This window comes from Streptomyces sp. NPDC001407 (genome assembly GCF_042895325.1).
Taxonomy (GTDB): Bacteria; Actinomycetota; Actinomycetes; order Streptomycetales; family Streptomycetaceae; genus Streptomyces.
This window is the reverse complement of the sequence record NZ_JBIAWF010000010.1, coordinates 82,033-102,350: the sequence shown is the minus strand read 5'-3', so window position 1 is coordinate 102,350 and position 20,318 is coordinate 82,033. Positions and strand designations below refer to the sequence as shown.

Below are 20,318 nucleotides of genomic sequence, written 5' to 3'. Positions count from 1 at the left end.
GGAGAACACGCACGTTGTCCACCCCTGCCCTGCCCACCCTCACCCTCTCGGACGCGGAAGCCGGCGCGCTGTCCCTGCTGTCCGGGACGGCAACCGAGGACATGTGGCGTCTACGGACGCTGGATGACTACTACGCCGGGCTCTCCCGCACCGCGAACCTCGGGATTGCCATACCGCCCCAGCTCCAGGCCATCCGGACCGCAACAGGGTGGCCGCGCATCGTCGTGGACGCCCTGGACGAGCGGCTTGACGTCGACAGCCTCCGGTGCCCCGACGACCCCGCGGCCGAACAGGATCTCTCCTACATCTGGCAGGCCAACGACCTCGCCGACGAGTCGCAGTTGGCGCATCATGACGCGCTGGTCTACGGCCGGTCGTACCTGGCGGTCGGCGTCGACGAGTACGGCGGCCCTCTGGTGTCGGTCGAGTCGCCGCAGCACATGAGCGTGGACTACGACGTCCGCACACGCACGATCCGTTCCGCACTGCGTCTGATCACCGCCGGTTCGCAGCGCTCCGCCACCCTCTACCTCCCCGACCAGACCATCTACCTGGCAGGCTCGGGGAACGGCTGGACGGTGACCGACCGGCAGCCCCACAGCCTCGGCGTGGTGCCGGTGGTGCGGCTGGCAAACCGGCAACGGGTCGCCGACCGGCGCGGCTCCTCGGAGATCACCGAGGAGGTACGCGCCCTCACCGACGCCGCGTGCCGGACACTCCTCGGCCAAGAGGTCGCCCGCGAATTTTTCGCCGCACCACAGCGGTACATCCTCGGCGCCTCGGAGTCCTCGTTCCAGGGGCCCGACGGCGCCCAGCGGAGCGCGTGGGAGACCTACATCGGCCGCTACCTCGCGCTGGAGCGCGACGAGGACGGCAACACCCCCGAGGTCGGGCAGTTCCCCGCCTACGACCCGGCCGTCTACGACCGGATCGTGAACACCTACGCCCGCCTCGTCGCCGGCGTGACCGCGCTGCCCGCCCACATGCTCGGCTACACCACCGACAACCCCGCCTCCGCCGAGGCGATCCGCAGCGCGGAAGCCCGGCTGATCAAGAAGGCGGAGCGGCGTCAGCGGTCGTTCTCCGGTCCGTGGTCGCGCGCTATGCGGCTCGCCCTGAAGCTGACGGGCGTCACCGGGCCGGTGCCGGTGGTCGATGTCCAGTGGCGGGACGCCTCCACCCCGACGGTTGCCGCCCAGGCCGACGCCACCACGAAACTGGTCTCCGCCGGGGTGCTGCCCGCAGCCTCGGAGGTGACGTTGGAGCGGGCCGGTATCGACCGCGCCCAGCGCGAACGCATCGCCGCCGAACGCCTCCGCACCGCAGGCCGTGACGTCCTCGACAGCCTCGCCACCACCTTCGGCGCGGCCCCGGAGGACGTCGTCGGCCGGGATGCGGCGTGACGTCCTTGCGGGCGCTGGCCCTGGTCCACCGGCGCCGCCAAGCCGCGCTGCTCCGGCTGATGAACGCCGAGTTCGAGACCGGGTGGCGCCGGTACGAAGCGGCCCCCGCCGGACCCGGGACCGAACAGGCGTGGACGGCCGTCGTCGCGGGCCTGGTCCGTAAGTACGGGTCGGCGTCGGCGTCGCTGGCCGCGGACTACTACGACCAGGCCCGCCGCACCGCCGGCCACCACACTCCTTTCACCGTCCCCGTGGCCGAGCCCCCGCCCCTGGACCAGATCGCCGCCTCCCGCCGCTGGTCGGCCAACCAGGCCCGCAAGGCAGCCGACCGCGCCGCCGCCAAAGCCCTCGCCGACGGCGGGACCGAGGCCGACGCCCAACAGGCCCGCGACGAACCGGCACTTCGGCGGCAGGCCCGGGGCCGGGAAGCAGCCTCCGCGCAACGCCTTGCCGCTCTTCCCGGCCGCCGGACCATCGAACGCGCCGCCCGCAAAGACCCAGCCGCCCTCGGATGGGCCCGCGTCACCGAAGGACCGTGCTGTTCCTTCTGCGCGGTCCTGATCATCCGCGGACCTGTCTACGCCGACCAGCACACCGCCGAGACCACAACCGGCGGCGACCCGTACCACGACCGGTGCGACTGCCACGCCGAACCCGTCTTCAAGGGCCAGACGTGGGAGCCGACACCCGAGGCCGCCGAGTGGGAAACGCTCTACAACACCGCCACGCGCGGCGCTTACGGTGGTGACGCCCTCAATGCCTTCCGCGGGACATTTGACGCGAAGTTCCGCCGGGGGCGAGCGCGAGGTTAGGTGATGTGATCAATCGCTGACGCCGCCGCGTTCGGCGGGTTGCAGTTCCCAGCGTTCGCCGCGTCGACGGCGTATGTATGGGCCGTCGCGACAACGTCATTCATCTGGTCGATACCGCTGTTGGCCGTGCGGACGGCTTGCGAGATCGCTTTACGGGCATCGGCAATGGCCTGCGACACCGCGCCGGGGGCTGGAGCGTCGGCAGTCCCGGAGAAGCCGGGATCGCCTTGCTGGACTGCTTGTAGGTCGCTCGCAAGTGTGGAGATGCTACTTCGGGCCGAGGCCAGATCATCCTTCGTGGAGTTCAGGTCTCCGCTGAGTCCGTTAGCGTCGCCCTCAACACCGTTGGCATCACCCTCGACGCTATTTGCGTCGCTGCACATGGTGTTGTTGTCGGTGCCGTTGTGCGCCTCGGTGATTGCCTTCTTTTCGTCGGCGTGCTCGCTGCTCAGGTCGTAGGTGGCAGTGCCAAGGTCGCTGTTGAGGCTGGACAAGTCACCCTTGAACCTGGACTTCTGCTGCCCTAGAGCCTGGTAGTCGGATGTCAGCTTACTTATCGCCTTGGCTTGATCGCTCACGTTCTGGGCCCGGGCGTCGGTGTGCTGCATCGTGGAATTGAGTGTTGCCAGCGCCCCGTTGTAATCGCTCGGGGTCGCTCGCCGGTATGCAATCGGGCGGATGCTGCCATCAGGTTGGGCGACGTTCAACGTCAGGCTGGCACCGGACAGGACACCGTGATCAGTGTGCAGGCCGATATCGATCGTCACTGAGGTGCCGCTGATCTGGCCGTAGCACGAAGTGGTGCCGGTCTTGACAGACGAGTCTGGTGGAGCACCCGTCACGGTGGCTGAATTTTCGGTGCCCTTCAGGCTCCCTGTTGAGTCGGCCTGCCATTGCAGATACGTGACGCTCGTCGGGTCGACGGCGAGATAGCCAACTACTCCTGGCACGTCAGCGGGTTCCGAGCCGCCAGGCACGGGACTGCTTAACAGAGCCGTCCCTCCAGGATGGTCGGGGGTGGCTCCCGAGGTTTTGATATGCGATGTGCCGCTGCAAGCGGTAACTCCCATAAGGGTGATGATGAGGAGCGTAGGAAGTGCCCACCCAAACCGCCCCGCACACCCGTTCGGACAATTCAATTCGTGTATCCCTCACGTGAATTGGCAGTGCGAGCGGGCCCCACCTTCTGATCGAACGGGCCCCGATGCGCCAGGCCGGTTCTGCCGCCGAGGGCACCCACTGTGATAGCCCGCTCAAGTACGGATCATGTCGACATGCCTGGAGCTCACGAAGGCAAACGCAAAAGCCGTGACGCAATGGTGACGCGGGACCGATCCTGTGCCCATCTCTCCGATTCAGACCCACCCCAGCCCCGTCGCGCGTGATGGCGGGGCTTTCTCTTGCCCGGAGGCCCCATGAGTCATCCCGACCCCACCTTCGCACCGGACGGCACTGCCCCGCAGGACGATAGACCGCGCTCGTGGGAGGACCCCGCCGCCGCCCGTGCGGAGATCGAACGACTCGCCGCCGAGCTGGCCGGCCACGCCGCGCGCGTCGCCGAGCTGGAGCCCGCCGCCGCCGAGCTGCACCAGCTCCAGGAAGCGGGCAAGACCGAGGCCCAGCGGCTCACCGAGCGCGCGGAGGCCGCCGAGCGGCAGGCCGATCAGACCCGCGCCGAACTGGTCCGCGCCCAGGTCGCGCACTCGCGTGGCCTCACCGAGCGGCAGGCCGCCCGCCTCGTCGGCACCACCCGGGAGGAGTTGGAGGCCGACGCCGACGAACTACTCGTTGACATCGCCCCCGCCGCCGGCCGCCGCCTGATGCAGCCCGACCCCACCCAGGGCTCATCCGGCCAGCACACCGCCGCCGACCCCGCCGCCCTGTTCACCGGGATTCTCCACAACACCCTCCACCGCTAAGGAACTTGCGCTATCTCCACCGTCACCCCGATACAGACCCGCGGCGTCCCCTCGACACTGCTTCCGCCGGAGATCACCGGCCCGATTTTCGACCAGGCCGTGGAGTCCTCGGCGGTTATGCAGCTCGCGCGCCGCGTCCCGCTCTCCCTTACCGCCGGAACCGCCATCCCCGTATCCGGTGATGTTCCGCTGGCCGACTGGGTTGATGAGGCGGGCACCAAGCCGCTCGGTTCCAGTTCGCTTTCCGTGCGGACGATGCGCGGCAAGAAGGTCGCCGTCCTGGTCCCGGTCTCCGCCGAGGTCGCCATGACGAACCCGGCCGGCCTCTTCGCGCAGCTCCAGCGCGACCTTCCCACCGCCCTCGGCCGCGCCTTCGACTACGCCGCGATCCACGGCAAGACCATGACCGGCGGGAAGGGCCCTTTCGCGGACTACCTGGCGGCTACCCCCAACACGGTGGCGCTCGGCACCACCGCGCAGTCCAAAGGCGGCCTCTACGCCGACGTGGTCACCGGCCTGAAGTCCGTTGCCGAATCGGGCTACGACACCACCGGGTTCGTGGCCGACCCGCTCCTGAAGCCCGAACTGCTGCTGTCCACGGACACCACCGGGCGCCCGATCTTCGTACCCGACCCGGCCGGGCAGGGCACCGTCACCCGCGGCAGCCTGATCGGCTACCCCATCGCCTACAACCGCGGCATCGGCGGCAAACTCAACCGCCAGTCCACCACCACGGACACCGGCCTGCGAGCCGTCGCCGGTGACTTCGACCAGGCCGTCTACGGCGTCGGCATGGACATCACCATCAAGACCACCGACGTCGGCACCTACGTCGACGCGGACGGCCACATCCACTCGGCGTTCCAGGAAAACCTGATCCTGATGCTGTGCGAGGCGCACTACGGGTTCGCGGTCGGCGACACGTCCGCGTTCGTGACGTACACCGCACCGCCCGTCGCCCCCAGGAAGACGCCGCCGACACAGGACAAGTTCGCCCTGGCCGCGTAACCACCGCCCGCCCCCGTCCTCTGGGCATCGAGCAACCGGGGGTGAGGGATGGCGCCCCTGGTGTCGGCGCAACAGCTCGCCGACTTCCTCGGCCAGGACGTCCAGGAAGAGCGTGCGGCGCTGATCATCGCCCAGGCCGAGTCTCTGTGCCGGGCTGTGGTCAGCCCGCTCCCCGATGGCGCCGGCGCCGTCGTGCTGTCCGTGGCCGCCCGCGCCTACGCCAACCCCCAAGGGATCGTGGCGGAGACGGTCGGCCCGTACAGCGTCCAGCGCCCGCAGTCGCAGGCCGGCCTGTACATGACCCGCGACGAACGCCGTTCACTGAAACTGATGGCAGGCCGCGGCGGCGCGTTCACCGTCGACCCCACACCACCGGGCGCGGGGGCACCGCCGCCCCGTCCGCCGTCGTGGGATCTGCCGTGGTGGTACGGACAATGACCGCCGCGCCGATCCCCATGTTCGGCGAGACGGTCACCGTCCTGCGCCCCGGCCCGCCCGTGCGGGACGTCTACGGCAATGACGTGGACGGCCCCGAGGTCGAGCACCCGGTGCCCGGGTGCACGGTCGCCCCGGGGAGTTCCGGCGCCGGAGCAGGGCCCGGCGGGGAAATCCTGGGTGACCGGGACACCGTCACCGTACATCTGGTGATCTACGCCCCGCCGACCGCCGACGTCCGCCCCACCGACCGCCTCCGCGTCCGCGGCCTGGCCTACACCGTCCACGGCCCCGTGGAGCTCTACCGCTCACCGCTCACCGGCACCACCGCCGGCGTGCAGATCACCGCCCGCCGCGTCACCGGATGACCCCGGTCCTCCACCTGTAGAGAGAGGAGGCATGTGGTCGTGCCGCCGAAGGTGAAAATCAACCGGGCCGGAGTCCGCCAACTGCTCAACTCTTCGATGCTCGCCGCCCATCTGCTCACGCGGGCCGAGGAGATCAAGACGATTGCCGAGGCCACCGCTCCTGTGAACACCGGCGCCTACAAGACGTCGTTCGAGGCGTGGGCGCGACGCCGGATGGGCGTGCGGCACGACCGTACCGGCGCCGTCGTGATCAACACCGCGAAGCATGCCCGGTTCGTGGAGTACGGCGGCGACGGCACCCCCGCCCACCACACCCTCTTGCGGGCCGCGACCAGCGTGCGGGCCCCGTGATGTGGCCGGACGCCGAAGCGGCGTTGGTCGCGTGGCTCGCCCCGCACCTGGGTGTGCGGGTGTGCACCGACACCCCCGCCGACCTGGCCGACGCCGTTCCGCTGGTGCGCCTGCACCGGATCGGGGGGCGCGATGACGGGTTCCGCCTCGATCACGCCCTCGTCGACGTCGACGCTTTCGCGGCCACCCGGGCTGACGCCGTCGCCCTGGCCACCCGCACCCGTGCCGTACTAGTGGGTTCCTTGCCCGGGTCCGTGGTCCGGACGCCAGCGGCAGTGTTCACCGCCGCCTCTACGGTGTCCGCACCGTCTTGGCGCCCGTGGGAGAACCCCGGGGTGATCCGGATCGGTGCGACCTACGCTGTCCGTCTCCACGCCGCCTGACCGCCCGAGGTCAGGAATTGAGCAGACGTCTCTTCTGCTGGTCGAACTCCTGCTGGGTCAGTGCGCCGGATGCCAGCAACCGGGCCAGTGTGTCGAGTTGCGTCACAACATCGGCGGCGGGCGATGCAACTGATGGCATGCCGCCTGCCATTGCGGCAAGAGCCGCCTCGACAGCCGTCCGAAGGTGGTCGAATGCGGGCTGCTGCTTATGGGTGAAGACGATCGAGTTCTCATCCCTGGCGGCGTCACGGGTTTGTGTGCCGAAAGCCGACTGGCGCTCGTTGCCGCCGGCCAGGGAGAACTGAACGAACCCGTTGACCACCGGACCCGCTGGCTTCCACTGCACTGCGCTCACCTGGTGCAGAGGTATTCGCTTCTCTCCCTTGCCGACGAGTACGCGGGCACGGAATCCCCGGCGGGTGATCGTCACGAACTGGCCGTCGAATGCGACCTGTCCCGACAGACCTTCTGCATACATCACGGTGTGCGCCCTCCCCTTGAAATCACAGCATCCGCCCAAACCTTATGGCCTTGCCTACCGCTTGGTCTGCCCCGTCCGATGACGGGTTCCTGTGAACGGAGTTCCTTCCCCTTGCTTCAGATCACCCGCGCCGCCGACCTGGCCATGGTCGGCGCGAACGGCGGCGGCTGGGTCGCCCCGCTCGGCACCCCCGGCCCCACAGCTCTGGGCACACCTCCCTCCCCCTGGACCGGGCTCGGCGCGATCTCCGACGACGGCCTGAAGTACGGCATTGACGAGGACCACAAGGAATTCACGCCATGGGGCGTGACCTCCGCGTTCCGCACCCAGATCACGAAGAGCGTGCGGACGTTCGGCCTGACGATGTGGGAAACCAACTCCCCGATCGTCAAGAGCCTGATGTTCCGCCTTCCGGTGGCGGACCTGACCCCGGGTGCCGACGGGGTGTCGAAGTTCGCCGAATCCGCCTCGCCCAGCCCGGATCGCCGTTCGTGGTTCTTCCTCGTCGCCGACGGCGACAGCATGGAGGGGTTTTACGTGCCCTCCGGTGAGATCACCGACCGGTCCGACGTCACCTACAAGTCGGAGGACATGGCGGGTTACGACATCAAGGTGACCGCCTACCCGGACGCCGCGAACAACACCGTCTACCACCTCTTCACCACAAAGGCACCGGTGACCCCGCCCGCGACTTCGACCCCGAAGAGCTGACCCCCGCCCGCCCCACCCCTGCCGATCTTCTCCTCCGCACGCCCGGCACAACCCCCTAAGGACGCCCCGCCCCCATGACCTCCACCACCGCCTCCCCCTCCGCCGCCGACCGTCCGACGGCCGGGCAGGAGACCGACGTCTCCGCCGACTACGTGACGGTGGAGCTGGCCGGATACCCGGTCCGTGCGCTGCCCTCGCAGCGCTGGCGCGCCTCGACCCTGCGCGCCCTGAACTCCGGTGATCTCGACCGCTTCGCCGAGGGTGTTCTTCACCCGGACGACGTGGATGCCTGGTACGACGGTGACCCGACGCAGGACGAGATCGGCGCGTGGGTCGCGCAGGTCGCCGAGGCCGGCGGGGAGGCGCTGGGAAAGTCCAGTGGACGCAACGGGTCCTCGAAGATCACGCGGAAGCGGTAGAAGCCGACCTTCGCCGCTACTACCCCGGTACGGATCTCCTCGACCTGTACCGGGGCCGTCTCACCTGGCGACAAGTCCGCGTGCTGATCGAGCATTTGCCGCCCGAGTCGGCGACCATGACCGCGCTGCGCAACGCGGCACCACCGGCGGACCTGGACGCCCAGGCCGAGGGCGCCGACCCGTCCCGGGGCCGCTGGTCACAGACTGATCTCCTGCTGGCGCAGGCCATCGACGCCGTTAACAGGCTCTCCCACTACTACGCCCTGGTGAACACCAGCGGCGGCAAGAAACCCGCCCCTCCGGCGCCCGTGCCGCGCCCCGGCGTCCCCCGCACGCCCGACCGCCCGCGCATCACCCCCGCGGCGGCGGACACCTTGTTCAAGATCATTAACGGCACCCCCGCACCGCCCCCGTAACCCCCGTCGCCCGCGGCGGCCACTCCGTATGTAAGGAGGCCGCCGTGGCGATCGTCCTGGGGTCCGTAGAAGTCCAGGTCATCCCCAACGTCCAGGGGATCACCGAGCGACTGAAGACCGCGCTGGCCCAGCCCGCCACAACCGCCGGGCAGGACGCCGGCCGGATCGCGGGGCGTGCGTTCACGCAGGCCATGACCGCCGGTGTCGGCGGCGGCGCGCAGATCGGTACCACCCTCGGCCGGGACATCGCCGCCGCCCTCGCCCCGGCCATCCGCAACGCCATCCCCGACGCCGTCCGCCAGGGCGGCACCCGCGCCCGCCAGTCCGCCACCCGCGAGGGCGACCAGAGCGGCGGGGCGTTCGCCCGGTCGCTGAAGACCCGGCTGGAGGCGGCGTTCAGGACGCTGCCGAAGCTCCAGGTCGGTGCGGACACCGACGAGGCCGACGCCGACCTCCAGGCCCTCCGGGTCCGCATGGAGGCCCTGGCCGGGAAGACCATCGGGGTCGACATCGACGCGGCGGCCGCCCGCGCCGAGGCCGAATCGCTCGAAGCCGAGCTGACGCGGCTGGGTGCCGCGCACCCGGACGTCACGGTCCGGGCGGACACCGCCGCCGCCCGCGCGCACCTCGCCCAGGTCCGCGAGGACATCGACCGCATCACTGCCCGCCCCGGCGTCGTCCGCCTGGAGACCGACGGGTCGTTCGGCGGCCGGCTGCGGGCGCAGGTCCAGGCCGCGCAGGCCGCGCTGCCCGAGATCAACATCGACGCGGACACCACCCCGGCCCGCGCCGAACTCACCTCCCTCCGGGCCCAGCTCACCACCCTTGCCACGGCCCGTGTCGGCATCGATGTCGACGCCGGGGCGGCCCTCGCGCAGATCGACGCCGTACAGGCCCGCCTTACCGTCCTGGCCGCCTCTGATGCGGACATTGATGTCCGGGTGGATGCCGCGCAGGCATCCGCCGCCCTGGCCGCCGTCCGCGCGCAGGCCGACGCCCTCGACGGCAAGCGCATCGACTTCGATTTCTCCCCGGCACTCCTGGGGACCCTGGGGCTGACGCTGGCCCTGGCGGGTCTGGCCGCCATTCCGAGTGCGGAGATCGTGGCGGGACAGGTCGCCGGCCTCGCCGCCGCCACCGTCGTCGCCGCCACCGGGTTCGCGGTCCTGGGCGCCGTCGCCGTCCCCGCGATCATCGGGATCGCGCAGGCTTTCCAGGCCAAGAAGGCTGCGGAGGACGCTGCTTCGTCGGCGACCGACAACGGGGCCCGCGCCGCCGTCCAGGCCACCCAGCGCGCCGCCCAGCAGGAAGGCGCGGTGCGGGCGCTGGCCGCAGCCCAGCGCAACGGGGCCGACCAGATCGCCGCCGCACAGCGGCAAGTTGCCCAGGCCGAGGACGGCGTCACCCGCGCCGAAACCCAGCTTGCCCGCGCCCAGGACGACGAACGCCGCGCACAGCAGGCCCTGACCCAGGCCCGCGCCGACGCCGTCCGGCAGCTGGAGGACCTGAACAACCAGCTCACCGACTCCGCCCTGTCCGAGCGGGCGGCGACACTGCGCCTGACACAGGCCCGGCAAGACCTGGCCAAGGTCCGCGCCGACCCGGCCGCGTCGCAGTTGGAGCGGGACCAAGCCCAGCTCACCTACGACCAGGCCGTCCAGGGCCTCAAAGAACAGTCCCTCGCGCACCGCCGCTTGGAGGCCGACGCTCGCCGGGCGAACGCGGCTGGCGTCGACGGCGCGGACGGGGTACGGCGCGCCCAGGACGGTGTTGCCCAGGCGCACGAGCGTGTCGCCGACCAGGCCCGCGCCGTCGCCGACGCACAGACCCGCGTCGGCGATGCCGTCCGGGGCGTCGCCAAGGCCCAGCGGGCCGCGGCCGATGCGGTCGCCAACGCCGAGCGGCAGGTGGCCGCCGCGCACATGCAGTCGGCCGGCGCGACGTCGGCGGCCGACACCGCCGCACGGAAATACCGGCAGGCCCTCGACGCCCTGTCGCCCTCGGCCCGCGCCACGTTCGATGCGTTCGTTGCCCTGAAGGGCGCGTTCACGGACTGGTCCGCCTCGCTTCAGCCGGAGGTGATGCCGCTTTTCACACGCGGCCTCGACGGCGCTCGGGCCTCCCTGCCGAGTTTCACGCCGCTGGTCCACTCCGCCGCATCCGGTGTCCGGGACCTGATGGACGCCACCTCGGCCGACTTCAAAACCCCTTTCTGGGACCGCTTCCGCGACGACCTGACCCAGGCCATCGGCCCCGCAATCCGCAATACCGGCACGGCCGTTGGTTATTTCTTCAAGGGCTTCGCGGGCATGCTCGACGCCGCCCTCCCTCACACCGAGGCATTCACCGAGCGTCTCGTCAACGAGGCGAAACGGTTCTCCGAATGGGGTGAACGCCTCCGGGATTCACCGGGGTTCGCGGCATTCCTCGCCCGCATCCGCGAGAACGGACCCGTTGTCGGGGGTATTCTCCGCAGTCTCGGGACCGCTTCCGGCAATCTCCTGACGGCGCTCCAGCCGATGTCGGGGATCACGCTCCTTTTCGTCGGTGACCTCGCCCGCCTGATCGCCCTGGTGCCGCCGGGCGTCCTGGAGGCCATCGGCATCGCGCTGATCTCGATCAGCCTCGCCCTCAAGGCCGTTGCGGTCGCCGAGTGGCTGGTCAACGCGGCGACGAGCGCGATGGCGCTGCTGATCCAGGCGACGCCCATCGGCTGGACAGCGGACGTCATTCTCCTTGTCGTCGGCGCGCTGATCGCGCTGGGGCTCGCCCTTGTCTATGTCTGGCGGCGGTTCGGCTGGTTCCGCGACGGCGTAACCGCGTGCTGGGACGCCATCAAAGCGGCCTGCCTTACCGCGTGGCTCACCGTCATCCAGCCGGTATTCGGCTGGATCGCCGATCTCATCATGGGCCGGGTGGCGCCGGCGTTCCTCTGGCTCTGGAACAACACGCTATCCCCTTTTTTTGCCTGGATATCTGTTCAGGTTTCAACCACTTGGGATGGGTATGTAAAACCGGCGTTCTCCTGGCTCGCCGACTTCATCATGCTGCGGGTTGTCCCGGCCGTCATGTGGCTGTGGCAGAACGCGTTTATCCCCGCGTTCCAGATGATCGGCCTGGTCGTCTCGGCGGTCTGGACCGGAGTTCTCCAGCCGGTCCTTCTCGCCCTGTGGTCGGTCATCGCGAACACCCTGGCCCCGGTCGTCCGGGACTTCGCCACGGGTGTCGTCTGGCCGATGTTCCAGTTCATCGGCCAGGTCATCAAAACCGTCTGGCTCGACGTGATCTGGCCGACGCTCCAGCTCTTCTGGTCGTTCATCCGCAATGTCCTGTGGCCGGTCATCGTCCTGCTCTACGAGGCCGTGGTACGGCCCACGTTCGAGCTGATCGGCGCGGCCATCGCCGTCGCCTGGGCCTACGTGATCAAACCAGCCGTCGACGCGTTCACCCTCTTCCTGAAGAGCGTTCTCGGCCCTGCAATCTCGTGGCTGTACTACAGCGTCGTCAAACCGGTCTGGCGCGCGATCGGCGACGCCATTTCGTGGGGCTGGGAAAACGCGATGCGCCCCGCATTCGGCGCCCTGAAGGACGGTCTGGACAACATCTCCTGGGCTTTCGCACACGCCAAGGACGCCATCGCGATTGCGTGGAAAAAGATCGAGGACGCCACGCGCGACCCGGTCAACTTCGTGATAGGCACCGTCTGGAACAACGGCGTCCTTGACGTCTGGAACACCTTGACGGGCTGGATTCCTGGCATCGGCGACAAGCTGAAGATGGAAAAGCTGCCGCTGCTTGAGTCCGGCGGTCCGCTCCCGGTCCGCCCTGGGGTATTCAACAAGCCGACGGCGATCGTCGGCGAGGGCAACCCCCGCTATCCCGAGTACGTCATCCCGACCGATCCGAAATACCGGGCTCGGTCGCTCGGACTCCTCCGGGCCGCCCGCACGCAGATGCTCGCCAAGGGCGGCGTTCTCGGCTCCGCCCTCGACTGGGGCAAGAACGCCGCGGGCAAGGCGTGGGACTGGACCAGCGACAAGGCCACCCAGGCATGGCGCGGCGTGAAGGGCGCTGCGGACATGCTGGCTCACCCCGGCACTGCCATGGACGCGCTGTTGAAACCGGTCTTCGGTGACCTGGACGGCCTGGACGCGTCCAAGTGGTCGCAGATGATTGGCGAGGTGTTCCGGACGCCCGTAACCGGGCTGAAGGACACGGTCGTTGATTTCGTGTCCGGGTTCTTCTCCGCCGGGGGCAGTCCCCAGATGGGCGGTGATACCGGTGGAAGCGGTGTCACCCGCTGGACGCCGCAAGTGCTCCAGGCCCTGCAAATGCTGGGTCAGCCGGCGTCATGGCTCGACACCGTCCTCCGCCGCATGAACGATGAATCCGGCGGCAATCCGAACATCGTCAACGACTGGGATATCAACGCCCAGGACGGCACCCCGAGCGTAGGTCTGATGCAGGTCATCGGGCCAACGTTTGACGCCTACGCCGGTCCGTTCCGCAACACCGGTCCGTTTCTGTACGGGACTTCCGTCAACCCGCTGGCGAACATCTATTCCGGCCTGAACTACGCAATCCACAGGTACGGTTCTCTGTCCGCGCTGGACCGGCCGGGCGGATACGACTCCGGCGGATACCTGCCCCCGGGCCTCTCCCTCGTCTACAACGGCCTGGGTCGCCCTGAGCCCGTTTTCACCCCGGCTCAGTGGGACGTGATCGCCGACTCCAAGGGCATCAACTCCGCCCCCGTGAACGGCGGCACACCGGGGAATGCGCCGGTGATTCACCTTCACTCCGTTCCCGGCGTCCCCACCGAGCAGCAGATCGTATCCGCGCTCCGCTTCGCGGATGCCCTGTACGCCTGACCATCCGGCGCACACACCAACCACCTGGAATTGAAAGGGGGTTGGTGCGTGCTCTTACTGGCTGCGCTGAATTCGCCGTCGGCCGTCGTCTCCACCGGCATTCTGCCCGAAGCGGAGCACGCGGAGGCCGACACCCCGCCGAGGGTCACCCTCACCGCCGACAGCCGTGAGTTCCTGCTGACAGCGGACCTGTCCCACCAGGGGGCGTGTATCGCGATCCTCCCCGGGCCCACCGGCCTGGACGCACCGCCGGTGCAGACCACGGTCACGGAGTACGCGGGGATGGACGGCGGGCGGCTCGTGAAGGTGCGGGCCGCATCCCGCCGGATCACGCTGCCGCTGCTGCTGTGGGCACCCACCCGCCCCGAGCTGGTGGCGCTCAAGCGCACGTTCGTCGCCGCCCTCGTCGCCGAGCGGGAGCCGTGCGTGCTCCGCGTGGCAGAGGCCGACGGCACCGCCCGCAGCATCCGCGTGCACTACACCGGCGGCATGGAAGGAGACGAGGGCAACGACGCCTCCGGCCTGGCCTTCACCCGGTACGGACTCCAGCTCACCGCCCCCGACCCGTACTGGTACGGGGCGGAACGGTCCGAGACGTTCCGCGTCCACGGGGCACCGGCGTTCCTGTCCCACCCCGCCGGGGCCTGGACGCCCATGCTGTCCGACACCATGAACAACCCCGCCGCCTGGACATCCCCCGGCACACCCGGCGTGGTGCTCAACGACCCCCGGGTTACCGATGGCCAGTACACCCGCCTCCCGGCGGACATCCGCGCCGAGGCGACGACCGCGGTCCCCTACGACGGCGCGAGCCTGTACCGGCTCACCGCCTGGGTGCGCCGCAGCAGCAAGGCAGCAGCCGACGCGCAGACATCCGTCTCGGTCGGCCTCTCGGGTGTGGCCGCCGACGGCACCCCGGTCCCCGGAGGAGTCCGGTTCGTCGCCGCGGCCCGGCGCCCGTTCGCCGACGCCGAGGGATGGGTGGAAGTCACCGGCTACGCCCAGGGCCGCGACCACGACCGCGGCACCCCGGCGGACAGCACCGATCACCCGAGGGAGGCCGCCCCCGGGACCATGCCCGCGGGAACCGCGACCGTGCGGCCGGTCATCCAGGCCGACGGCACCCCCCTGGACGTTGACCACCTGACCCTGTCCCGGCTCGACCCCGCCGGAACCGGCGCCGAGCCGCACCCCTCCCCGTTCTTCCCGCTGCGGATCGCCCCGAGCGTGATCGGCGACGAGGGCATACCGGTTCAGGTCACCTCTGATGTGGACGCGTGGCCGGTGTGGAGGATCACCGGCCCCCTCGGCCAGCAGGACGCTGGCCAGCCCGTTGTCCCGCTCCGCCTGGCCAACCGCACCACCGGCCAGTCGCTCACGCTCGCCTACGGCGTCCCCGCCGGCCGGACGGTCGTGATCGACACCCGCCCCGGCATCAAGGCCGTCTACCTGGAGAACACCGACGGCACCCGTGGTGAGAACCTCTGGCCCCGCCTGGCCGGCCCGGCCGCACTCTGGCAGCTCGCCCCCGGTGAGAACTCGGTCTCCCTCACCGCCACCGGGGCCTCCGAGGACTCGACGGTCACCCTCACCTACCAGCCACGACACCTCGGAGCCTGATTGCGGCGCTACCGCGTCGACGTCCGCGACGCCGCCTTGCGCCGCGTAGGACAGATCGATACGTACACCTCTCTGGACGTCATCGTCCGCCACCTCGACATCGGCGCGTGGACGCTCGCCCTGCCCGCCGACCATCCCCATGTCCGTCTGTTCACCAGCGGCGGGGCGGGGGTGATGATCTGGTCCGACGACGCCCCCGAACCCCTTCTCACCGGCCCCGTGACCGGCATCCGGCACGAGTGGTCGCAGTCGGCCGGGGCGGGCACCGTCACCTATTCCGGTGTCTGCGACAACACCGTGCTGGGCGCCCGGCTCGCGTTCCCCGACCCCACCCGCACCCCCGACTCCGGCAACGGCCGCTACGCAACCGATTACTGGACGGCCACCGGATCGGCAGGGGACATCATCACCGCCCTCGTGTCCGCCAACGCCGGCGGGAACGCGCTGCCCGACCGCCGTGTCCCGGGCCTGGACACCGGCCCGCGGACCGGCCTCGGCGCCGCAACGAAGGTCTCGCTCCGCTTCGACACCCTCCTGTCCGCGGTGCAGACTCTCGCGTCCACCTCCGGCCTGTCCGCCCGGATCACCCAGCCCGACCCCGCCACACCCCGCCTCGCCCTCCAGATCACCACCACCCGCGACCTGGGCGGAGCCGTCCGCTTCTCCGCCGAGCTCGGCAACCTGAACTCCTACGCCTACCAGCTCACCGCACCGCGCACGACGCGCGCCATCGTCGCCGCCCAAGGCCAAGGCGCCGCCCGGTTCTTCTGGCAGTGGACCACCCCCGACGCCGAGACCGAATGGTCCCGGGCCTCGGAGACGTTCGTGGACCAGCGCGACACTGCCATCCCTGAGCGCCTGGACGAGTCCGACCCGCAGTTCAAAGCGCTCCGCACGGCGGCCGCCAACGCGCTCCAGCAGGGCGGGGCGCAGGCCGAACTGTCCCTGGCGCCGGTCGACACCGAACAGTGCCAGTACGGCCGCGACTACCACGTGGGCGACATCGTCACCGTCACCACCACCGCCGGCACGGACCTCACCTATCCCGTGCGGGAGATCCACCTGTCCGACACCGCGGACGCCAGCGCCGTACAGGCCACCGTCGGCACCGAGGCCGCCACCCAGACACCCGCCTTGTACGCCCAGGTACGGCGCCTGTGGCAGGCCGTTCATCAGCTCAACACCCGCTACTAACCACGAATGAGACCCAGTTGGCCGAATACTTCTTCCCCTTCGACAGCGGCGCCGGTACCACCGTCACGAGTGAGCAGTGGTCCCAGATGGCCTCGATGTGGCAGACCGACGGAATCCGGGCCCCGCGGACCAGCGACCCGGCCGACCCCCTCGCCGCCGCCTCATCGGGCCAGGACATGACCGTCACCATCAGCCCCGGCCATGCCACCGTCCAGGGATTCCACTACTTCTCGGACGCGGACCGCAACGTCGTTGTCGCTGCGAACGTGGGTACTCAGCCGCGCGTGGACCGGATCACCGTCCGCCTCACCCGCACAGGGCAGCGCATCAGCATCGCCTACCTTCAGGGCACCCCGGCCGCCCAGCCCCAGCCCCCCGCCCTCTCACAAGGACAAGACGGCCTCTTCGACGTGCCGCTCTGCCGAGTCGCCGTGGCTCCGCAGGCCGGCGCGGTCGCGCCCCGGGACATCACCGATGAACGGGTGTACGCCCTGACCCCGCGGGTGTACGCCAACACCGTGGCCCGGACTTCGTCGGTGGAGCGGCCGGTGCCCGGCGCGCTCGCCTACCTCCAGGGCGAGGGACGGATGGAGATCTACGGCGCGGGAGTCTGGACGCCCCTTTCGCCCGGCCCGTGGCAACCGCTCCCTCTTCCCTCCGACGTCGTCGCGCACGGCGGCAATCCGCGTTGGCGCCTGGTCAACGGCACCATCGAACTCAGCGGCAGCGTGGAGCGGAAGGACGGCAAAGACTTCAACGTGGCGCCGTCCTGGCGGCTGGCCGTTCTCCCGCCCGAGGCCCGGCCCCGCTACCTCCGCAGTTTCGTCTGCGCGACCTCGCTCAACTTCGAAAAGGGGTCGTCCGCGCGGGTGGATGTGATCTCCCGGAGCGACCAAACGGCCGGAGGCGAAATCCAGGCCGACATTCAGTCGCCGGTCAAGTGGATCTACTTGGACGCCATCCGGTTCGCCCTCGACGCCTGATCTCCCGCCGCCTCTCCCCACCTCGCGCTGTCCTTGGCGCGGGGTCTTTTTATGCCCCAACAGGAGCTATCTGTATGTCTGTTGCGCACGATGTGATCAATGTGGCCCGCGATGAAGTCGGGTACCAGGAAGGCCGCTCGGGTGGCCACTGGAACAACATCCAGAAGTACGCGCCCGCCGTCCCCGGTCTGGAATGGGCCCAGGGCGAAGCGTGGTGCCATTCTTTCGTGAGCTGGTGCTTCCAGGAAGCCGGCGCCGCCGACCTCGCACCTGTGACCGCCTCTTGCGCGGAGGGCGTCGAGTGGTTCCAGGACCAGGGCCGCTACACCGACTACCCGGTGGTCGGCGGCGTCGTCTACTACGGCCCCGGCGGCGGCTCCCACACCGGCATCGTCATCGCGTACACCGATGACGAGATCACCACCGTGGAGGGCAACACCAACGACGGCGGCAGCGCCGAGGGTGATGGCGTCTACCTCAAGTCCCGCCCCCGCCACAGCCCTTACATCCACGGCTACGGAATCCCCGACTACCCCGAAGGGGTGGTCGTCGCCGATCCCTCCTGGCGCGGACAGCGCGGCATCACCTACTTCGGCCACGAAGCATCCGCAGACGACATCCCCAACGGTGACCACACCCCCGACCCCGGCCATGGGACCGCCGGCGGTTACGAGCCGTTCCCCGGCGAAGCGTTCTTCCGCAGCGCCCCGGACTCCCCGGTCATCACGGCTATGGGCCGACGGCTCGTGGCCGAAGGGTGCTCGGTCTACCGAGAAGGCCCCGGCCCCCAGTGGACCGGCGCCGACCGCGCCTCTTTCGCCCTCTGGCAGAAAAAGCTGGGCGATGCGCCGGAGTACCGCGACGGCTGGCCCGGCCCCCGCCAGTGGGCCGCGCTCAAGGTCCCCCGCAGCTGAACCCCCGCCCCGCCCACCAGTGACTCCACCTCTGAACCACCTGGAGATTTGAGCATTCCCCACCCGATCGCAGTCACCACGCGCATCGGCTCTCTGTGTTCCGGCTACGGCGGCCTGGACATGGCCGTACAGCACGCGTTCGGCGGCACCCTCGCATGGGTCTCCGACATCGACCACGGCGCCGCCCGCATCCTCGACCACCACCACCCCGGCGTGCCCAACATCGGTGACCTCACCGCTGTTGACTGGGCGGCCGTCGAACCCGTGGACGTCCTGTGCGGCGGCTACCCGTGCCAGCCGTTCAGCACCGCCGGCCATCGACAAGGAGTAGCCGATCCACGGCACATCTGGCCCCACATTGCACGCGCCCTTGGCGTACTACGACCCCGAGTCGGGATCTTTGAAAACGTCGCAGCTCACGTTGGTTTGGGCTTCGGCGACGTCCTCGCCGACCTTGCCGCCATCGGGTTCGATGCGGAATGGGTCTGTCTACGAGCGTCCGACGTGGGCGCCCCCCACCAACGGAACAGGCTTTTCCTCGTCACCTGGCCTGCCGACACCGGCCGCCCGGGACTGGCGGGGCGGGGGCCAGAAGGGACAGCTCCCCACAGCCGTCGGCGCACTGCCCGTTCCGGCTGTACCGATCCGGCCGGGCGGGCGCCAGCCCCGGTGCCCGACTGCCCAAGCGCTCCTGCCGACGCCGTCCGCGTCCGAGGCAGCCGGTGCGGGACACATCGGCCGACAGGGCGGGATGAATCTCCGCTCGGCCGTCTCCGTGCTCGGGGATCTGCTGCCCACCCCGAGGGCCTCGCCGAACGAGGACCGGCAAACCCGCCGCACCCCGTCGCAAGAGGCAGGGACGCACGGCAAATCGCTCGCTGCGGAAGTGTGCTCCCTGCTGCCTACTCCGAGGGCGACGGACGGGACCAAGGGCAGTCCGAACCAGAAGGGGAGCAAGGGGGACCTGACGCTGCCCTCGGCGGCGCACCGGGTCAGCAGTGGGGCCCTTACGCCGACGCCGTCGCCCGGTGGGCTCCCGTCGTCGGACGCCCCGCACCCCGGGCAACCGACCCTATGGGACGGCTGAACCCCCGCCTGGTCGAGTGGATGATGGGCCTGCCCCCGGGACACGTCACCGCCGTACCCGGACTGTCCCGCTCCGCCCAGCTCAAAGCCCTCGGCAACGGCGTCGTGCCCCTCCAGGCGGTTACGGCGCTGGAGCACCTGCGCGACCGCGCCACCGCCCGCGGTGCCGACCTGCCCGCCCCAGAGTGCACCTGCCCATGACCGCACCGTCCCCCGAGGAGATCGTCAACGCCCTGCGCGGGGCCCGCCTCGACCTTGCACTGTTCGCCACCTGGCACACGCCCACCCCCACGTGGACACCATCCGGAATCGTCCTCGAACCGACGGCGAACGACGCCTCCGACCCGGCCGGCCGGTGCTGCACCGGGCCCTCGTGGAACGCCGTGGTCAGCCGGTCCGGCACCGTCATCCTGACCACCCCCGGACGGCCCCGCGCGGCAGCGGACGGGCAGGACGCCTACCGGATCACCGCCGTCCACCCCGGCCTCCGCACCACGCAGTGGCCCCCAGCCCAGCTCGACGCGCTCACCCGCGCCACAGCAGCCCTGTGCCGCACGCACAGATGGGGCCCGGACAAGATCATCGGTCCGGCCGTGGAACGGCTCGGCCTGCCCCTGCACGGCCTACGCGCACGGGTCGAACGGCTGCTCACCGTCCCGCCCGGACACCCCGAACCCCCGCCAGAACGGGAGCCGTACCCCGGGCCGGACTGGTTCCGCGCCTACCCGTACTCACCGGTCGTCGCGGCCATGGGCCAACGGCTGGCCGAGGAAGGGGTGGCCGACTACCCGCCCGGCCCGCAATGGGCGCCCGCCGACCGCCACGCATACGCCCGCTGGCAGCAACGCCAGGGCCTCACCGGGCCCGCCGCCGACGGCTGGCCCGACCCGACCACATGGGGCGCCCTGAACGTCCCCACCACCACCTGCTGAACGAAAGATCAC

Annotated in this window: 20 protein-coding genes and 1 pseudogene; 19 read left to right on the top strand and 2 right to left on the bottom strand. The window is 70.0% G+C overall.

Translation table 11 applies throughout. The annotated features are described in order from the left end of the window. Positions 1 to 14 precede the first annotated feature (14 nt). On the top strand, positions 15 to 1,403 hold the full coding sequence (locus ACFY1P_RS16065; protein WP_390750912.1) for a phage portal protein: 1,389 nt from the start codon (positions 15 to 17) through the stop codon (positions 1,401 to 1,403). Then, positions 1,400 to 2,215 (top strand): hypothetical protein, encoded by an 816-nt coding sequence (locus ACFY1P_RS16060; protein WP_390750911.1) that lies wholly within the window; start codon positions 1,400 to 1,402, stop codon positions 2,213 to 2,215. The genes ACFY1P_RS16065 and ACFY1P_RS16060 overlap by 4 nt, the downstream gene beginning before the upstream one ends. Here ACFY1P_RS16060 and ACFY1P_RS16055 read toward each other — a convergent pair. Further along, positions 2,212 to 3,165, bottom strand: a complete 954-nt coding sequence (locus tag ACFY1P_RS16055) for a hypothetical protein (RefSeq protein WP_390750910.1) — start codon at positions 3,163 to 3,165, stop codon at positions 2,212 to 2,214. The two genes, ACFY1P_RS16060 and ACFY1P_RS16055, sit on opposite strands and share 4 nt — an antisense overlap. Positions 3,166 to 3,630: 465 nt before the next feature. Here ACFY1P_RS16055 and ACFY1P_RS16050 point away from each other — a divergent pair, with 465 nt between their 5' ends. Genes ACFY1P_RS16050 through ACFY1P_RS16025 form a run of 6 tightly spaced genes read left to right on the top strand, consistent with a single transcriptional unit; the run spans position 3,631 to position 6,679 of the window. Next, on the top strand, positions 3,631 to 4,134 hold the full coding sequence (locus ACFY1P_RS16050; RefSeq protein ID WP_390750909.1) for a hypothetical protein: 504 nt from the start codon (positions 3,631 to 3,633) through the stop codon (positions 4,132 to 4,134). Positions 4,135 to 4,146: 12 nt separating this feature from the next. After that, positions 4,147 to 5,142, top strand: coding sequence for a phage major capsid protein (locus ACFY1P_RS16045; protein ID WP_390750981.1), 996 nt, complete (start codon positions 4,147 to 4,149; stop codon positions 5,140 to 5,142). A gap of 60 nt (positions 5,143 to 5,202) precedes the next feature. Beyond that, entirely contained in the window at positions 5,203 to 5,580 is a 378-nt protein-coding gene (locus ACFY1P_RS16040; protein WP_361519421.1) for a hypothetical protein, read from the top strand. Continuing rightward, positions 5,577 to 5,945 carry a hypothetical protein gene (locus tag ACFY1P_RS16035; RefSeq protein WP_390750908.1) on the top strand — a complete coding sequence of 123 codons (369 nt, stop codon included), beginning with the start codon at positions 5,577 to 5,579 and terminating at the stop codon, positions 5,943 to 5,945. The genes ACFY1P_RS16040 and ACFY1P_RS16035 overlap by 4 nt, the downstream gene beginning before the upstream one ends. Before the next feature lie 39 nt (positions 5,946 to 5,984). Further along, positions 5,985 to 6,296 carry an HK97 gp10 family phage protein gene (locus tag ACFY1P_RS16030; RefSeq protein WP_361519415.1) on the top strand — a complete coding sequence of 104 codons (312 nt, stop codon included), beginning with the start codon at positions 5,985 to 5,987 and terminating at the stop codon, positions 6,294 to 6,296. Further along, positions 6,293 to 6,679, top strand: coding sequence for a hypothetical protein (locus ACFY1P_RS16025; RefSeq protein ID WP_390750907.1), 387 nt, complete (start codon positions 6,293 to 6,295; stop codon positions 6,677 to 6,679). The genes ACFY1P_RS16030 and ACFY1P_RS16025 overlap by 4 nt, the downstream gene beginning before the upstream one ends. Positions 6,680 to 6,689: 10 nt before the next feature. Here ACFY1P_RS16025 and ACFY1P_RS16020 read toward each other — a convergent pair whose 3' ends face one another. Continuing rightward, positions 6,690 to 7,157: a DUF4429 domain-containing protein gene (locus tag ACFY1P_RS16020; RefSeq protein ID WP_361519545.1), complete on the bottom strand. Its 468-nt coding sequence runs from the start codon at positions 7,155 to 7,157 to the stop codon at positions 6,690 to 6,692. Between the two features lie 114 nt (positions 7,158 to 7,271). On the opposite strand from ACFY1P_RS16020, the gene ACFY1P_RS16015 reads away from it, so the two are divergent. The 11 genes and pseudogenes from ACFY1P_RS16015 (at position 7,272) to ACFY1P_RS15965 (ending at position 20,306) form a co-directional block, all read left to right on the top strand. Further along, the gene (locus tag ACFY1P_RS16015; RefSeq protein ID WP_390750906.1) at positions 7,272 to 7,871 is read left to right on the top strand and encodes a phage tail protein; all 600 of its coding nucleotides are present in this window, start codon (positions 7,272 to 7,274) and stop codon (positions 7,869 to 7,871) included. A 74-nt stretch (positions 7,872 to 7,945) separates the two neighbouring features. Then, entirely contained in the window at positions 7,946 to 8,290 is a 345-nt protein-coding gene (locus ACFY1P_RS16010; protein ID WP_390750905.1) for a hypothetical protein, read from the top strand. 80 nt (positions 8,291 to 8,370) lie between these two features. Continuing rightward, on the top strand, positions 8,371 to 8,706 hold the full coding sequence (locus ACFY1P_RS16005; protein ID WP_390750904.1) for a hypothetical protein: 336 nt from the start codon (positions 8,371 to 8,373) through the stop codon (positions 8,704 to 8,706). Between the two features lie 473 nt (positions 8,707 to 9,179). After that, positions 9,180 to 13,577: a hypothetical protein gene (locus tag ACFY1P_RS16000; protein WP_390750903.1), complete on the top strand. Its 4,398-nt coding sequence runs from the start codon at positions 9,180 to 9,182 to the stop codon at positions 13,575 to 13,577. A gap of 48 nt (positions 13,578 to 13,625) precedes the next feature. Then, entirely contained in the window at positions 13,626 to 15,197 is a 1,572-nt protein-coding gene (locus tag ACFY1P_RS15995; RefSeq protein WP_390750902.1) for a hypothetical protein, read from the top strand. Next, positions 15,198 to 16,391 carry a siphovirus ReqiPepy6 Gp37-like family protein gene (locus ACFY1P_RS15990; protein WP_390750901.1) on the top strand — a complete coding sequence of 398 codons (1,194 nt, stop codon included), beginning with the start codon at positions 15,198 to 15,200 and terminating at the stop codon, positions 16,389 to 16,391. Between the two features lie 17 nt (positions 16,392 to 16,408). Further along, complete coding sequence (locus tag ACFY1P_RS15985; RefSeq protein WP_390750900.1) at positions 16,409 to 17,374, top strand: hypothetical protein; 966 nt, start codon at positions 16,409 to 16,411, stop codon at positions 17,372 to 17,374. Positions 17,375 to 17,448: 74 nt separating this feature from the next. After that, positions 17,449 to 18,288, top strand: coding sequence for a peptidoglycan-binding protein (locus ACFY1P_RS15980; RefSeq protein WP_390750899.1), 840 nt, complete (start codon positions 17,449 to 17,451; stop codon positions 18,286 to 18,288). A gap of 48 nt (positions 18,289 to 18,336) precedes the next feature. Then, a pseudogene (locus tag ACFY1P_RS15975) lies at positions 18,337 to 18,825 on the top strand (DNA cytosine methyltransferase); the annotation flags it as partial. A 537-nt stretch (positions 18,826 to 19,362) separates the two neighbouring features. Then, positions 19,363 to 19,575: a hypothetical protein gene (locus ACFY1P_RS15970; protein WP_390750985.1), complete on the top strand. Its 213-nt coding sequence runs from the start codon at positions 19,363 to 19,365 to the stop codon at positions 19,573 to 19,575. Continuing rightward, positions 19,572 to 20,306: a peptidoglycan-binding protein gene (locus ACFY1P_RS15965; RefSeq protein WP_390750898.1), complete on the top strand. Its 735-nt coding sequence runs from the start codon at positions 19,572 to 19,574 to the stop codon at positions 20,304 to 20,306. The genes ACFY1P_RS15970 and ACFY1P_RS15965 overlap by 4 nt, the downstream gene beginning before the upstream one ends. The last annotated feature ends 12 nt before the right edge of the window (positions 20,307 to 20,318 follow it).

Bases quoted from the DNA above. Each gene is read 5' to 3' on its own strand.
- ACFY1P_RS16050 (WP_390750909.1), top strand. From the start codon at position 3,631: ATGAGTCATCCCGACCCCACCTTCGCACCGGACGGCACTGCCCCGCAG.
- ACFY1P_RS16035 (WP_390750908.1), top strand. From the start codon at position 5,577: ATGACCGCCGCGCCGATCCCCATGTTCGGCGAGACGGTCACCGTCCTG.
- ACFY1P_RS16020 (WP_361519545.1), bottom strand. From the start codon at position 7,157: ATGTATGCAGAAGGTCTGTCGGGACAGGTCGCATTCGACGGCCAGTTC.
- ACFY1P_RS16010 (WP_390750905.1), top strand. From the start codon at position 7,946: ATGACCTCCACCACCGCCTCCCCCTCCGCCGCCGACCGTCCGACGGCC.
- ACFY1P_RS16000 (WP_390750903.1), top strand. From the start codon at position 9,180: ATGGAGGCCCTGGCCGGGAAGACCATCGGGGTCGACATCGACGCGGCG.
- ACFY1P_RS15980 (WP_390750899.1), top strand. From the start codon at position 17,449: ATGTCTGTTGCGCACGATGTGATCAATGTGGCCCGCGATGAAGTCGGG.
- ACFY1P_RS15970 (WP_390750985.1), top strand. From the start codon at position 19,363: ATGGGACGGCTGAACCCCCGCCTGGTCGAGTGGATGATGGGCCTGCCC.
- ACFY1P_RS15965 (WP_390750898.1), top strand. From the start codon at position 19,572: ATGACCGCACCGTCCCCCGAGGAGATCGTCAACGCCCTGCGCGGGGCC.